This is a genomic window from Nocardia harenae NBRC 108248 (assembly GCF_001612885.1).
Classification (GTDB): Bacteria; Actinomycetota; Actinomycetes; order Mycobacteriales; family Mycobacteriaceae; genus Nocardia; species Nocardia harenae.
The window spans coordinates 403,332-417,661 of the sequence record NZ_BDBH01000005.1 but is presented as its reverse complement, the minus strand read 5'-3'; the positions used below and the strand labels follow the sequence as shown (position 1 = coordinate 417,661).

Here is a 14,330-nt window from a genome sequence, read left to right as displayed (position 1 = left end):
AGTGTGCAGAGGCATGGAGGTGTAAATCGTCCTGATACCGGGCAACCGGTCAATGAGAAAGCGGCAGTGCACCTGCGGAGTGGTGTGCTGTGACAAGCTTGCCGTCCTCCTCGTGACCTGGCACGTGTCGTGACCTTGCTGTGACATCGACCGCATAACGGTAACGAAATGACTACAGGGCTTCAAGCGCTCCGCCGATTCTGTCCAAGCATGTGAGATTGATCACCGACCGGGGTCGGTACCAACGCACCGCCCGGCGGGCACCGGAGTGAGGGTACGTGACCCGGCGGCGGTGCGCGCGCGCTCGTCTCCGGCGCCAGGGCGCCCTACCTGGCTCCCTACTCGCCAGTAGCCTTGACCGGGGCTTTTGCCGTTCCCGGATACACCCCCGTGACCTGCGCCACTGGAGGGGCACGCGGTCGATTCCCGCTCGGTGCGGCTGATTAGAGTCCGAGCCGACCCGCTTCCGACGTCGGGCCGCCAACAAAGACGTTGTCATCACAACGCAGACGAGACGGTGAGTACATGGATCTCTTCGAATATCAGGCGAAGGAGCTCTTCGTTAAGCACGGAGTGCCTTCGTCGGAGGGCCGCGTCACGGACACGGCCGAGGACGCGCGCGCCATCGCGGAGGAAATCGGCAAGCCGGTGATGATCAAGTCGCAGGTGAAGGTCGGTGGCCGCGGCAAGGCCGGCGGCGTCAAGTACGCCGCCACCCCGGACGACGCCTTCACCCACGCCTCGAACATCCTCGGCCTGGACATCAAGGGCCACATCACCAAGAAGGTCCTGGTCGCGGAGGCGAAGGACATCGCGGAGGAGTACTACATCTCCTTCCTGCTCGATCGTGCCAACCGCAACTACCTGGCCATGTGCTCGGTCGAGGGCGGCATGGAGATCGAAGAGGTCGCCGAGACCAAGCCGGACCGGCTGGCCCGGATCTCCGTGGACGCCGTCAAGGGCGTCGACCTGGCCTTCGCCCGCTCCATCGCCGAGCAGGGCCACCTGCCCGCCGAGGTGCTGGACGCCGCCGCCGTGACCATCCAGAAGCTCTGGGAGGTGTTCGTCGCCGAGGACGCCACCCTGGTCGAGGTCAACCCGCTGGTGCGCACCCCGCAGGACGAGATCCTCGCGCTGGACGGCAAGGTCACCCTGGACGAGAACGCCTCCTTCCGGCACGCCGACCACGACGAGTTCGCCGATCGTGATGCCACCGATCCGCTGGAGCTGAAGGCCAAGGAGAACGACCTCAACTACGTCAAGCTGGACGGCGAGGTCGGGATCATCGGCAACGGCGCGGGGCTGGTCATGTCCACCCTCGACGTGGTGGCCTACGCGGGCGAGGCGCACAACGGCGTCAAGCCGGCCAACTTCCTCGACATCGGCGGCGGCGCCTCGGCCGAGGTGATGGCGGCCGGGCTCGACGTCATCCTGGGTGACTCGCAGGTCAAGAGCGTGTTCGTCAATGTGTTCGGTGGCATCACCGCCTGTGACGCGGTGGCCAACGGCATCGTGAAGGCGCTGGAGATCCTCGGCGACACGGCGACCAAGCCGCTGGTGGTCCGGCTCGACGGCAACCGCGTGGACGAGGGCCGCAAGATCCTCGCCGATGCCGCGCACCCGCTGGTGACGCTGGCGCAGACAATGGACGAGGGCGCCGACAAGGCGGCCGAACTGGCAGCGGCCAAGTAAGGACAACGGCAATGTCTATCTTCCTGAACAAGGACTCCAAGGTCATCGTCCAGGGCATCACCGGCGGCGAGGGCACCAAGCACACCGCGCTGATGCTGAAGGCGGGCACCCAGGTCGTCGGCGGCGTCAACGCCCGCAAGGCAGGCACCACCGTCGCGCACGTCGCCAAGGACGGCAGCGACGTCGAGCTGCCGGTGTTCGGCTCGGTCGCCGAGGCCATCGAGAAGACCGGCGCCGACGTGTCGATCGCCTTCGTGCCGCCGAAGTTCGCCAAGGACGCCATCATCGAGGCCATCGACGCGGAGATCCCGCTGCTCGTGGTCATCACCGAGGGCATCCCGGTGCAGGACACCGCGTACGCGTGGGCCTACAACCTGGAAAAGGGCAACAAGACCAGGATCATCGGCCCGAACTGCCCCGGCATCATCACCCCTGGCGAGTCGCTGGTCGGCATCACCCCGGCCAACATCTCCGGCAAGGGCCCGATCGGCCTGGTCTCCAAGTCCGGCACGCTGACCTACCAGATGATGTACGAGCTGCGCGATTTCGGCTTCTCGACCTCCATCGGCATCGGCGGCGACCCGGTCATCGGCACCACCCACATCGACGCCATCGAGGCGTTCGAGAAGGACCCGGAGACCGAGCTCATCGTGATGATCGGCGAGATCGGCGGCGACGCCGAGGAGCGCGCGGCCGCCTTCATCAAGGCCAATGTCACCAAGCCGGTCGTCGGCTACGTCGCGGGCTTCACCGCCCCCGAGGGCAAGACCATGGGCCACGCCGGCGCCATCGTCTCCGGCTCCTCGGGCACCGCCGCGGCCAAGAAGGAAGCGCTGGAGGCCGCGGGCGTGAAGGTCGGCAAGACGCCGTCCGAGACCGCCGCGCTGGCCCGCGAAATCCTGGAGAAGGCAGCCGTCACGGCGTGATCCGCGCCGGGTGCCACCGGAGGCCGTCTCCCCGCGGGGAGACGGCCTCCGCTGTTCTCGGCTGGTGGTGACCCGGGCTGTGGGTTGCAGTAGCGTCGGGGTAATCACCCGTCGAAAGCCGTGCACGACTCGACCGGCCCTCGCCGCTCGACCCATCGACAAGGAGACGACGACATGTCCTACCCGACCGGGGGCTCCGGGTACAACAACCCCGTCCAGCCCTCCGCCACTCCGAGCACCGGGCAGCAGGCGGGTACGCCGAGTACCGGCGCGGGCGCTACCGGTTCCAGCACACCGGCGGCCGGTGTCGCGGGCAAGGGGCTGCCCTTCCTGCTGACGGTCGGTGTCGCGGCGCTCGGCGTGCTGAACTTCCTGCTCGGCTTCCTGCCCTTCCTCACCACCTCCCCGGTGAGCTTCGGCGACACCTCCATCGAGTCGGACGTGTCGAACAGCCTGTTCGACACCGCGTTCGGCGCGTCTATCCTCGGCTTCGCGCTGTTCGCCGGGGTGCTCGCCGCGTTCTCGCTGCTGCCCAAGCAGGCCTGGCTGCCGCCGGCGGCAGCCGCCTCGGTGGTGGCGTTCCTCGCGCTGCTCTTCGTCTCCTTCAACCTGGGCGAGGGGCTGGAGCTGAAGTGGGGCGCCTGGGTGGTGCTGGTGCTGCTCTTCGTGCAGGCCGCCATCGCGGTCGCCGCGGTGCTCTTCGAGCTCGGCATCATCAAGCCGCCCGCGCCGCGTCCGGCCGCGCCGGCGCAGCAGAACTTCGGCCAGCAGAACTTCGGTCAGCAGGGCGGGTACGGCCAGCAGGGGCAGCAGTACGGGCAGCAGGGCGGCTACGGGCAGCAGGGGCAGCAGGCCGGGTTCGGGCAGCAGGCGAGCCCGTCCACCCAGGGGTTCGGCCAGTCCTACGGGCAGCAGAGCGGCGCGCAGTACCCGGTCCAGCAGCAGTCGCCGTACGGGCAGAGCCAGCCGAGCCAGCCCGCGTACGGGCAGCAGCAGCAGCCCTACGGCCAGCAGTACGGCCAGCAGCCGCAGCCGGGGTACGGCGCCCAGCAGCACGGCTCGTTCCCGGGTTCGGACCAGGCCACCCAGCACTTCGGTGGCCAGCAGCAGCCGCAGTACGGCGCGCAGCCGGGCTACGGCCAGCCGCAGACCGGCACGCAGCAGCCGGCCGCCCAGCCGCAGGCGGGGCAGCACAGCCAGCCGGCCCAGCCGCAGCCGAGCCAGGCCCAGCAGGGGCAGCCGTTCGGCGGGGAGCAGGGCGCCGATCCGGCCGCCGATGCCACCCGGGCCTTCCGGCCCTCGGACGACAACAAGTAGCGCGGCCGCACCGGCCCCGGCGCGCCTGACGAGGGCGCACCGGGGCCGGTGCCACGCTTCATTCCCATGAGCGCCCCGAGAACAACGGCCGAACGCCGCCGCCCGACCCGCCGCGGCCCGGAGCGTCCCGGCGGCCAGGAGGGCGGCTGGGCGCTGACCCCGGAGCGGGCCAGGGTGCTGCTGCTGGTCGCGGCCAGGCCGGCGACCTTCGCCCTGACCATCATCACCGTCCTCGTCATGACCACGCTGCTCGCCGCGGGCAGTGGCACCGAGGGCGGTGCGGGCGCCATCGCGGCGAGCTGGCTCGCCGTGCACCAGGTGCCGCTGACGATCGGCAAGACCACGCTCGGCGCGCTGCCGCTGCTCGCCACCGCGCTGCTGGTGTCGGCCGCTGCCAGGGAGTGCGCGCACGCCGTGCGGCCGGGCGCGAACCGGGTCGATCTCTCCTGGATCCTCGGCGCCGCGCTGCTCGGGCCGCTGGTGGTGACCTCCATCTGCATCGCCGTCGCCGAGGACGCCTCCGCCGTCGTCGCGCTGCAGCCGCCGAACCCGCTCACCGCCTTCACCTGGGTGTTCGGCTGGCACCTGCTCGCCGCGTGCGCCGGTATCGCGACCCGGCTGCCCGATCTCGACCTGCCGCTGCCGCGGCTGCCGGAGTGGGTGCTCCCCGGGCTGCGCGCGGGCGGGATCATCGTGCTCCGCATGCTCGGCTGCGCGGCCGTCGTCGTGGTGCTGGCGCTGCTGGCGCGCGGCTCCGCGGTGCTCGACGCCTACGCGGGCGCGGACGGGGTGGTCGGGGTGCTCGGGCTCACCGTGCTTTCCATCGGCTATCTGCCCAATGTGGTGGTGGCGGCGGTGGGCGTGCTGCTCGGGCCGGGCGCGCAGCTCGGCGGCGCCGAATTCGGGCTCTTCGGGGTGGTGGGCGGGGCGGTGCCCGGGCTTCCGCTGCTGGCCGCGGTGCCGACCGGCCCGGCTGCCGGGTGGTGGCCGGTGCTCCTGCTGCTGCCCGCCGCGGTGGGCGCGCTCGGCGGGCTCGACACCGCGCGGAGCTCGGACGACCGGCTCACCGTGCCGTGGGCCACGCTCACCGCCGCAGGCAGCGCCACGCTGGCGCTGCTGCTGCTCGGCGCGGTGAGCGGGGGCGGGCTCGGCGATGCCGGGCGGGTCGGGATGCTGCTGCCCGCCTTCGGGGTGGTCGCCTTCGCCTGGTTCGCGATCTTCGGGTACGCCGGGCTGTTCCTCGGCAGGCGGTGGAATGTCGCGCTGCGGCGGCCGCGGTTGCGGCGGGCGGCGCCTGCCGCGGAGCGCACGGCAGCGGTGCCGTCCGGCGGGTTCGACGAATACGGCTTCGACGGCGATGGCTTCGATATCGACGGGTACGACCGCGACGGTTTCGACGCGCACGGGTACGACGCGCACGGGTACGACGCGCACGGGTACGACCACGAGGGGTACGACGAGCGCGGGTACCACGAGGACGGGCTGCACGAGGACGGATACGACGCGGACGGCTTCGACCGGCACGGCTTCGACGAGGAGGGGTACGACGCCGACGGTTACCACCGGGACGAGTACGAGGACGCCGGGTACGACGACGAGCCGGACGACGGCGCTGCCGAGTCCGGGGGCCTCGGTGCCGACCCGGCCGCGATCCGCGGTGGTGCCGACTACGGCGACCGTGCGCCGATCAGCGGCGGTGGCGCTGAGCGCGCCGACGCCCCTGCGGCGATCCGCGGCGGCACCGAGGCCGAGCCCACCTCCGGCGACCGCGACCCCGGCGACGACCCGGAGCACCCCGGCGCCCGCTACCTCGACGCGGGCGGCGAGGAACCGCTCGACGCCGAGCTCCTCGACGACGAGGACCCCGTCGTCAGCGCCCGCAGCACGGCGGCGACCCCGGAGATCCTGGACGCCGAGGTGGTGGATGGCGACCTGCCGGACGGTGGCCGCACCCCGGGTCGTTAGGCTCTAGGGCGGCGGTGTTCGCCCCACGATCACGTCGCCGCCGTCCATCTCACGCAGGAGTAGAGCGCTGACGTCACCGTCTGTCGACCGGGTGCCCGCCACCGTCGTCGTGCTCGCCTCGGGTACCGGATCGCTGCTCCGCGCCCTGCTCGAGGCGGCCGCCGCCCCGGCGTACCCGGCCCGCGTCGCGGCGGTCGGGGTGGACCGCGAGTGCGCGGCCACCGGCCACGCCGCGGCCGCGGGCATCCCGAGCTTCCTGGTAGCGCTCGGCGAGTACGCCGACCGCGCCGCCTGGGACCGTGCGCTCACCGCGGCGGTCGCGGAGTACGCGCCGGACCTGGTGGTCTCGGCGGGCTTCATGAAGATCCTCGGCCCCGCCTTCCTGGAGCGCTTCGGCGGCCGGATCGTCAATACCCACCCGGCGCTGCTGCCCGCCTTCCCCGGCGCGCACGGCGTGCGGGACGCGCTCGCCTACGGCGTCAAGGTCACCGGATCGACGGTGCACCTGGTGGACGCGGGCGTCGACACCGGCCCGATCCTGGCGCAGGAGCCGGTGCCGGTGCTGCCCGCCGACGACGAGGCCACGCTGCACGAGCGCATCAAGGTTGTCGAGCGACGGTTGCTGGCGGAGGTCGTCGCCGGCATCGCGACCCGCGGCATTGTCTCCGACGGACGAAAGGCAGTAATCCCAGATGAGCGAGGTCCCCGGTGAGTGACCGCAGGCCGATCCGCAGGGCGCTGGTGAGCGTCTACGACAAGACCGGGCTGGAAGAGCTGGCCACCGCGCTGCACGCGGCAGGCGTGGAGATCGTGTCGACCGGCTCCACCGCGGGCCGGATCGCCGCCGCAGGCGTCCCGGTGACCAAGGTGGAGGAGCTCACCGGCTTTCCGGAGACCCTGGACGGCCGGGTGAAGACGCTGCACCCCCGGGTGCACGCGGGCATCCTCGCCGACACCAGGCGCCCCGAGCACCTGGCACAGCTCACCGAGCTCGGCGTCGAGGCGTTCGAGCTGGTGGTGGTGAACCTGTACCCGTTCACCGAGACCGTCGCCGGTGGCGCGACCCCGGACGAGTGCGTCGAGCAGATCGACATCGGCGGCCCGTCCATGGTGCGCGCGGCCGCCAAGAACCATCCCTCGGTGGCGGTCGTGGTCGACACCGGCGACTACGGCGCGGTCGAGGACGCGATCGAGGCGGGCGGCTTCACCCTCGCCGAGCGGACCGCGCTGGCGGCCAGGGCGTTCCAGCACACCGCGAGCTACGACGTCGCGGTGGCGAGCTGGATGCTCAATGTCCTGGCACCCGGCGTCGGCGGCGGCGAGTCCGCCGGCTTCCCGGCCTGGGTCGGCGGTACCTGGGAGCGCTCGGCGGTGCTGCGGTACGGCGAGAACCCGCACCAGTCGGCCGCGCTCTACACCAGCGGCGACGGCAGCACCGGGCTGGCGCAGGCGGAGCAGCTGCACGGCAAGGAGATGTCGTACAACAACTACACCGACGCCGATGCCGCCTGGCGCGCCGCCTACGACCACGACGCGGCCGCGGTGGCGATCATCAAGCACGCCAACCCGTGCGGCATCGCGATCGGCGCCGATATCGCCGAGGCGCACCGCAAGGCGCACGCCTGCGACCCGGTGAGCGCGTTCGGCGGCGTGATCGCGGCCAACCGCGAGGTCACGGTGGCCATGGCGGAGCAGGTGGCCGAGGTGTTCACCGAGGTCATCGTGGCGCCGGGCTACGCCGACGGCGCGGTCGAGGTGCTGCAGCGCAAGAAGAACGTGCGCATTCTGGTCGCCGAGCCGCCGCAGCGGGCGGGCGCCGAACTGCGCCCGATCAGCGGTGGGCTGCTGCTCCAGCAGCGGGACATCCTGGACGCCGCCGGCGACGACCCGGCGAACTGGACGCTGGCGGCGGGCGAGGCCGCCGACTCGGCCACCCTCGCCGATCTCGCCTTCGCCTGGCGGGCCTGCCGCGCGGTGAAGTCGAACGCCATTCTGCTCGCCGACGACGGCGCCTCGGTCGGCGTCGGCATGGGGCAGGTGAATCGGGTGGACGCGGTGCAGCTCGCGGTGCAGCGGGCGGGTGACCGGGCCAAGGGGTCGGTGGCCGCCTCCGACGCCTTCTTCCCGTTCCCGGACGGCCCGCAGCAGCTGATCCAGGCCGGGGTGCGCGCCATCGTGCAGCCCGGTGGTTCGGTGCGCGACCAGGAGACCATTGATCTGGCCCGCGAGGCCGGGGTCACCGTCTACCTCACCGGTGCCCGGCACTTCGCGCACTGAGCAGGTTCTTGCGGCGGCCGGGCACCCTGCGGGTGCCCGGCCGCCGGGGTTGTGAGCGCCGTGGGGCGCGAGAGCGCTGGGACGCCGCCCCTGCGGCCTATGCGGCGCTGAGGACGAGGCGCTGACCCAGCGGCGAGGGCAGCTGGATCTCGAGACTTCCGGTCACCGCGATCATGGTGCACAGGCGATTCTCCGCCTCCGGTTTACGGCCCGCCAGCAGCTCGACCGTAACGGTCGAATCGCTCTCGGCACTGACCGAACCCGCCACTCCGTAACACTCCGGCGACCCGGTTTCGAACACCACCGCGATCCGGTCGTCACCCAGCCGGGAGTACGAGGTGAAGGGGATCGGGTGCGCGCCGACCAGCGTCGGCGCGGCGGTGAAAGGCTCCGCGGGCAGCCCGGGCTCGCCCTCCACCGGTGTGCTCGGCGCCGCCGTAGTGGACGAAACCGACTGCGTGGCCGGGTTGTTCGCGTCCGAACCGGTATTCCCGCACCCCGCGCACGCAGCGGTACCGAGCAGCAGGGCGAGCGCGGCGACCCGCCGCGGGTACGACATCCGAGCCATGCCTCCGACCCTAGCCGCTGCCCGCGCCACCGCCCGCCGGCGAATCCGGGCCAGGTGCTCACCGTCCCGGGAGACGACCGAGGCCCGGTGCGCACGCACCGGGCCTCGCTGGTCGCCGAATCAGCGGCTGGTGAACGGCAGCAGCGCCATCTCACGGGCGTTCTTCACGGCGACGGCGACCTGCCGCTGCTGCTGCGGGGTGAGCCCGGTGACCCGGCGGCTGCGGATCTTGCCACGATCGGAGATGAACGTGCGGAGCAGGTTCACGTCCTTGTAGTCGACGTGCTCGATGCCCGCGGCGATCAGCGGATTCTTCTTCGGGCGGCGCGCCTGCTCGGCACGGACCTTCTTCGACGGTGCTCGCTTCACTGCCATGCTGACGGTTTCCTTCTACGCGATCGTGGATGATCTACCAGCTCGATTTGTGCACACCGGGCAGCTCGCCCCGGTGCGCCATCTCGCGCACCCGGACCCTCGAGAGCCCGAATTTCCGGAGGTGGCCGCGCGGTCGACCGTCGGCGGCGTCCCGATTGCGCAATCGTACCGGACTCGCATCACGCGGCATTTTCCGCAGTTCTGCCTGCGCAGCGGCGCGTTGCTCCGCCGGCGTGGTCGGCTTGCGGACCAATTCCTCGAGCTCGGCCCTGCGCTCGGCGTACCTGGCGACGATCACCCGGCGCTGCTGATCCCGCGCGATCTTCGACTTCTTCGCCATCAGCGCTCCTCCCGGAAGCTGACGTGCTTGCGTACCACCGGGTCGTACTTCTTCAGCACCATCCGGTCCGGATCGTTGCGCCGGTTCTTCCTGGTCACGTAGGTGTAGCCGGTTCCGGCCGTGCTCTTCAGCTTCACGATCGGCCGGAGTTCGGTCGACTTCGAGGCCATGTGCCCCTCCTCAGAACTTGACGCCGCGGGCGCGCAGCCGTGCGGCCACGGCCTCGATCCCGTCGCGATCGATGGTCTTGATGCCCTTCGCGGAGACGGTCAGCGTGATCCGCCGCCCCGCGCTCGGCAGGTAGTAGGTCTTGCGCTGGATGTTCGGATCCCAGCGCCTGCTGGTGCGCTTGTGCGAGTGCGAGACGGATTTGCCGAATCCGGGCGCGCGCCCGGTGACCTGGCAGTGGGCCGACACGACCCCACCTCCTAGTTGAATATCGTTTTCGACAACGGCTGTCCGACACTGTAGCGTCGCTGCACAGCAAATGAAAACCGTTGCCGAAAGGGTTTTGTTCCGGTGGCCGAATCCGTCCCCGCGTCCGACCGGCGCACCCCCGTCGTCCTGCTCACCGGCACCGGCCCGCGCGGCGTGCCGGAGGCGCTGCTCCGTGCGCCCGGCACCGTCGTGGTCCGGCACGATCTGCGTGACCTCCGTGAGGGGGTGGTCCGCCGGACCGTGCTGGACGGCGACCGCGCCGAGCTCGCGGTGCTGGAGCTCGCGCACGGCTGCGTCTCCTGCACGCTCCGCGGCGACCTGCTTCCGCTGCTGCGCACCCTCGCGGCGCGGGAGCGGGTGCGCCGCATCGTGCTCGACCTGGACGCCGCCTTCGAGGCGGCGGCGGTGTGCGAGGCGATCGAGCACGTGGTGGTGGCGGGGATCGTCGGCAGGCCGGACGCGCCCGCGAGCCGCGACGTGCGGGTGCACGCCGTGCTCGGCTGCCTGGACGAGAGTGGCTGGTTCGCCGACGCCACCGGCGACGACACCCTGGCCGAGCGTGGCCTGACCACGGTGGACGACGACCGCACGGTGGCGCAGGTGGCGCTCGCCCACGTCGAGTCCGCCGACGCGCTGCTGATCGCGGGCAGCGGCGATCCGGTGCGGCGGGTTCGCACCGAGGCGGTGCTGCACCGGCTGGCCCCCGGCGTTCCGGCGCTGCGCGTCGAGCCGGATGCCGAATTCGCCGCCGATTCGGTGGTCCCGGCCGGGCACGGCGGTTCCGGTGCTGCGGGCACCGGCCCCGAGCAGATTTTCGCCGCCGAGCTGGAGGCGTTGCTCGCCGCAGTGCCCGCGCGCACCCGCGGCGGCTTCGACCCGCACGCGCCGCTGCTGCGCGGGCAGCCGCCGCTGAGCCGGGAGCACGGCGTCGAGTGGGTGGAGTTCGCCGCCGACCGGCCGTTCCACCCGGCCCGGCTGCACGAGGCGCTGGACGTGCTGCTGGAGGGCGTCGTCACCGCGCGCGGCCGGATCTGGCTGGCCACCCAGCCCGCCGACGTGGTGTGGCTGGAGTCGGCAGGCGGCGGGCTCCGGGTCGGGGGAGCGGGGCACTGGCTGGCCGCCATGACCCCGGCCGAGCGGGCCGCCGCCGACCCGGAGCGGGCCGCGCTGGCCGCGCTGCGCTGGGACGAGCGCTTCGGTGACCGGCACATCTCGCTGGTCGTGCTGGTGCACCACGCCGACCCAGCCGAGATCCGCCGCGCCCTGCACTGGGCGCTGGTCGAAGACGACGAGCTGCTGCTGGTGGCGCGGTCGCCGCAGGTCGTCGCCGGGTGGGAGGACCCGTTCGGCGAGCAGCACACCGATCCGTGCGCCGGCCCGTCCGGGGTCGGCGCGGAGAGCCTGCACAGAGAGGACAACGCATGAAGGCAGGGATTCACCCGGAGTACCGAGCGGTGGTGTTCGAGGACTCCAGTACCGGGACCCGCTTCCTGACCCGGTCCACCGCAGGGAGTTCGCGCACCGTCGAATGGAGTGACGGCGCGACCTACCCGCTCATCGTGGTGGACGTGACCTCGGATTCGCACCCCTTCTGGACGGGGGCGAACCGGGTGCTCGACACCGCGGGGCGGGTCGAGAAGTTCGAGCGCAAGTACGGGCGGCGGGCGCGGCCCGGGCGGGAGGGGTAGGTCGTGGCGGTTCCGAAGCGGCGAATGTCGCGCAGCAATACGCGCAGCCGGCGGGCGCAGTGGAAGGCGGTCGCTCCCGATCTGGTCGAGGTGACCGTCGGCGGGGTCGCGCACCGGGTGCCCCGGCGGCTCGTCGCCGCGGTCCGGCGCGGACTGATCGACCCGTCCCGGATCTAGGGACCCGCGCGCTCGCGCCGCCGCCGATATCACCCGGCCCAAGCGCCGTTCGACCGGATACGCCCACCGCGTCGGCCGGTGCCCGCGCCGCGAGCGCGCGCACCGGCCGACGCGACCGAGTACTACCCCTCGCGCTCGGCGAGATCGACGAGCGCGGCCGCGAGCCGGAAGTACTTGTTGTTCCCCAGATCGGCGATCGTCTTGATCTTCAGCACGTCGAGCAACTTCTGATCCGCCGCCTCGGTGAGCCCGGCGAGGGCCGAGGGCGGAGCGGCGAGAATCTCCTGCAGCGACTTGTCCTCGAACGCCTTGTCGAGGGCCTTGTCGAGCGAGACGGTGACAGCCATGCGGAACTCCTTCGAACGAACGAACCCGGATGCGTCGTGCGCGCCGACAATAGCTCGGTTTCGCGCGCGGCGACCCGGGAACACGCGACGGGATCCAGCGCAAGGGCACTCGACAGGGTGGGCCCGCTGGGCAAACGCGCCGCGATCCCCGTAACCCGCCGGACCTTTCACGATGTTTTTCTAGGCGATGCGAAAAGTTTGCGGCAGAGCGTGGCTCAGACCCTAGGTTGGTTTCGCACCCTATAAAAGTCCTGCCGAATGAGTGGATTTCACCGATCCGCACCGGTACCCTCGTGCGGGAGGGCGGGTTCCTCCGAAGCCCGGTTTAGCCGGTGCCGCAGGGGAACCCGCTCATCGCCAAGCTCCACCAGCGGATTCCCGCCCTGTTTCAGGGGTGATGTTCCCGAGCTCCATGAGGAGCGGCGAGTTCGCCCGGGCGAGCGGGCAGCAGCGATTCCAAACGTCCCACCAGGGCCACCGCGGGCCCCTCCAACAGCGAGAGCGGGAACGGCAGCCGCCGCTCCAGCAGCCCGCGCAGCTCCGCCGCGAGATCGGCCGTGGTGGCCTCCAGCTCGCTGATCTCGGTCCGCAACGCGACGATCTGGCCGCGCAGCGCCTCCGCCTGCTCGCGCAGCGCCGCGCTGTCGGCCCGGATCGCGGCCACCGTGCCCGCCAGCGTGGCCTCCTGCTCCCCGAGCCCGGCGGGCTCGGGGAAGCGCAGCTGCCGCCGGATGTCGCGCAGCACGGCTTCCTGTTCCGGGGTCACGCCCCGCTCCCTCCCTGGTAGCCGTGCGGGCCGGTCAGTGCGCGGGCTCGAGGTCGGGGCGCGGCGCGGGCGTGGCCGCGGCCAGCGCGCGGCGATCCGGCGCGATGAGCACCGCGCTGATCGGAATGGTCAGCGAGAGCAAGCCGATCACGAACATCGGGAACACGAAGTCGAACAGCTCCACGCCCTCCGGCGCCGTCGCGGTCGGGTCGACCTCGAACTCCAGCGCCGAGAGGCCGAGGTAGTACACCCCGGCGATGCCGAGGCCGAACAGCAGAGTGGTCGCGGCCCGCGCCGGCCTGCCGCGCAGCGCCTGGAACGACCACAGCACCCCCGCGCACACCAGCACCGCGACGACGGCGGCCAGCGCGGCCAGCCACGGCGCGATGTCGACCTTGCCCTGCACGCTGATGGCGCCGAGGCTCAGGTACAGCGTGGTCGCGGTGCCGAGCCCCATGACGAGCCCGCCCGCGAGCAGCATCGGCAGCCGGAAGGAGCGGCCGAGCAGCAGCAGCCCGATCAGCACCGCCGCGAAGGCCACCACCAGCGCGGCGATCTGGTAGGCCAGGTCGTAGCGGAGCACGGTGCTCGAGACATCGAGCCCGAGTAGCGTGACCGAGGTGGCGAGCCAGATCCCGATGCCGCCGATCGAGACGGCGGCCGCGGTCAGCCAGACCAGCCGGAAGCGGGCCGAGCGCACGCTGTGCACGATGCAGGCGAACCCGATCAGCGCGCCGAGCACCGAGATGGCGACGGAGAGCCCGGCGATCCAGGGCCCGAGGACGAACAGCTCGACCTCGGCGCCTCCGCTCGCCAGCAGCTGGACCTCAGGCATGCCGTGCGGCCCCTTCCAGCTCCTGCGACTTGAGCTCCGCGATGGCGTACTCGGTCACCGCGGCCAGCGCCTGCCGCACCTCGACCGCGTTGCGCGCGTCGATGTCGACGATCGGCACGCCCTCGCGCACCGAGAGCGCTTCGCGCAGTTCGGCGATCGGGAAGCGCGGCGCGTGCGGGAAGCGGTTCACCGCGATCAGGAAGGGCAGCCCGCGGGCCTCGAAGAAGTCCACCGCGGCGAAGCTGTCCTCCAGCCTGCGGGTGTCGATCAGGACGACGGCGCCGATCGCGCCGCGGATCAGGTCGTCCCACATGAACCAGAACCGGCGCTGGCCGGGCGTGCCGAACAGGTACAGCGTGAGGTTGCCCGGCAGGATGATCCGCCCGAAATCCATGGCGACCGTCGTGGTCTCCTTCTGCGGAGTATCGGCGAGATCGTCGATACCGTCCGAGAACTGGGTGACCATGGCCTCGGTGCGCAGCGGCACGATTTCGGAGACCGCGCCGACGAACGTCGTCTTCCCGGCGCCGAACCCGCCCGCCACCACGATCTTGGTGGACGCGGTCCTGGTATCGGCGTCATCGGGCCCGGTGCTGCCTTCGGGCCCGATCTTGCTTTC

18 protein-coding genes are annotated in these 14,330 nt (G+C 71.6%); 9 read left to right on the top strand and 9 right to left on the bottom strand.

What is annotated here, in order from left to right; translation table 11 throughout:
- The first annotated feature begins 525 nt into the window (after positions 1–525).
- The 6 genes from sucC to purH all read left to right on the top strand — a co-directional run bounded on the left by sucC (position 526) and on the right by purH (position 8,177).
- Entirely contained in the window at positions 526–1,692 is a 1,167-nt protein-coding gene (sucC, locus tag NH2_RS13535; protein WP_067653236.1) for an ADP-forming succinate--CoA ligase subunit beta, read from the top strand.
- Between the two features lie 11 nt (positions 1,693–1,703).
- Positions 1,704–2,618, top strand: coding sequence for a succinate--CoA ligase subunit alpha (gene sucD / locus NH2_RS13530; protein ID WP_067653234.1), 915 nt, complete (start codon positions 1,704–1,706; stop codon positions 2,616–2,618).
- Positions 2,619–2,792: 174 nt separating this feature from the next.
- Entirely contained in the window at positions 2,793–3,935 is a 1,143-nt protein-coding gene (locus NH2_RS13525) for a DUF5336 domain-containing protein (RefSeq protein WP_067653232.1), read from the top strand.
- A gap of 66 nt (positions 3,936–4,001) precedes the next feature.
- Positions 4,002–5,900, top strand: a complete 1,899-nt coding sequence (locus NH2_RS13520; RefSeq protein ID WP_157103754.1) for a cell division protein PerM — start codon at positions 4,002–4,004, stop codon at positions 5,898–5,900.
- A 28-nt stretch (positions 5,901–5,928) separates the two neighbouring features.
- Positions 5,929–6,612: a phosphoribosylglycinamide formyltransferase gene (gene purN / locus NH2_RS13515; protein WP_174552833.1), complete on the top strand. Its 684-nt coding sequence runs from the start codon at positions 5,929–5,931 to the stop codon at positions 6,610–6,612.
- The gene (gene purH / locus NH2_RS13510) at positions 6,609–8,177 is read left to right on the top strand and encodes a bifunctional phosphoribosylaminoimidazolecarboxamide formyltransferase/IMP cyclohydrolase (protein WP_067653226.1); all 1,569 of its coding nucleotides are present in this window, start codon (positions 6,609–6,611) and stop codon (positions 8,175–8,177) included. The genes purN and purH overlap by 4 nt, the downstream gene beginning before the upstream one ends.
- Before the next feature lie 97 nt (positions 8,178–8,274).
- On the opposite strand, the gene NH2_RS13505 is transcribed toward purH, so the two are convergent.
- The 5 genes from NH2_RS13505 to rpmB form a co-directional block, all read right to left on the bottom strand.
- Positions 8,275–8,745, bottom strand: coding sequence for a hypothetical protein (locus NH2_RS13505; protein WP_245650553.1), 471 nt, complete (start codon positions 8,743–8,745; stop codon positions 8,275–8,277).
- A gap of 120 nt (positions 8,746–8,865) precedes the next feature.
- The gene (rpsR, locus tag NH2_RS13500) at positions 8,866–9,120 is read right to left on the bottom strand and encodes a 30S ribosomal protein S18 (RefSeq protein ID WP_067653222.1); all 255 of its coding nucleotides are present in this window, start codon (positions 9,118–9,120) and stop codon (positions 8,866–8,868) included.
- 34 nt (positions 9,121–9,154) lie between these two features.
- Positions 9,155–9,460 carry a 30S ribosomal protein S14 gene (gene rpsN / locus NH2_RS13495; RefSeq protein WP_067653220.1) on the bottom strand — a complete coding sequence of 102 codons (306 nt, stop codon included), beginning with the start codon at positions 9,458–9,460 and terminating at the stop codon, positions 9,155–9,157.
- The gene (rpmG, locus tag NH2_RS13490; RefSeq protein ID WP_067653218.1) at positions 9,460–9,630 is read right to left on the bottom strand and encodes a 50S ribosomal protein L33; all 171 of its coding nucleotides are present in this window, start codon (positions 9,628–9,630) and stop codon (positions 9,460–9,462) included. Before rpmG ends, rpsN begins: the two co-directional genes overlap by 1 nt.
- Before the next feature lie 10 nt (positions 9,631–9,640).
- Positions 9,641–9,877 (bottom strand): 50S ribosomal protein L28, encoded by a 237-nt coding sequence (gene rpmB / locus NH2_RS13485; protein WP_067653215.1) that lies wholly within the window; start codon positions 9,875–9,877, stop codon positions 9,641–9,643.
- Between the two features lie 102 nt (positions 9,878–9,979).
- Here rpmB and mrf point away from each other — a divergent pair, with 102 nt between their 5' ends.
- From mrf to rpmF, 3 genes are read left to right on the top strand one after another with little or no spacing between them, the layout of a single operon-like run.
- Entirely contained in the window at positions 9,980–11,323 is a 1,344-nt protein-coding gene (gene mrf / locus NH2_RS13480) for a ribosome hibernation factor-recruiting GTPase MRF (protein ID WP_067653213.1), read from the top strand.
- A complete protein-coding gene (locus NH2_RS13475; RefSeq protein WP_067653211.1) occupies positions 11,320–11,586 on the top strand; it encodes a type B 50S ribosomal protein L31 in 267 nt (88 codons plus the stop codon). Before mrf ends, NH2_RS13475 begins: the two co-directional genes overlap by 4 nt.
- 3 nt (positions 11,587–11,589) lie before the next feature.
- Positions 11,590–11,763: a 50S ribosomal protein L32 gene (gene rpmF / locus NH2_RS13470; RefSeq protein ID WP_067653209.1), complete on the top strand. Its 174-nt coding sequence runs from the start codon at positions 11,590–11,592 to the stop codon at positions 11,761–11,763.
- Between the two features lie 122 nt (positions 11,764–11,885).
- Here rpmF and NH2_RS13465 read toward each other — a convergent pair whose 3' ends face one another.
- From NH2_RS13465 to NH2_RS13450, 4 genes are all read right to left on the bottom strand, one after another.
- On the bottom strand, positions 11,886–12,110 hold the full coding sequence (locus tag NH2_RS13465) for a hypothetical protein (protein ID WP_067653207.1): 225 nt from the start codon (positions 12,108–12,110) through the stop codon (positions 11,886–11,888).
- Positions 12,111–12,498: 388 nt separating this feature from the next.
- Positions 12,499–12,972: a DUF7856 family protein gene (locus NH2_RS13460; RefSeq protein ID WP_501193507.1), complete on the bottom strand. Its 474-nt coding sequence runs from the start codon at positions 12,970–12,972 to the stop codon at positions 12,499–12,501.
- The gene (locus NH2_RS13455; protein WP_067653203.1) at positions 12,911–13,711 is read right to left on the bottom strand and encodes an MHYT domain-containing protein; all 801 of its coding nucleotides are present in this window, start codon (positions 13,709–13,711) and stop codon (positions 12,911–12,913) included. Before NH2_RS13455 ends, NH2_RS13460 begins: the two co-directional genes overlap by 62 nt.
- Positions 13,704–14,321: a GTP-binding protein gene (locus tag NH2_RS13450; protein ID WP_067653616.1), complete on the bottom strand. Its 618-nt coding sequence runs from the start codon at positions 14,319–14,321 to the stop codon at positions 13,704–13,706. The genes NH2_RS13455 and NH2_RS13450 overlap by 8 nt, the downstream gene beginning before the upstream one ends.
- Positions 14,322–14,330: the final 9 nt, after the last annotated feature.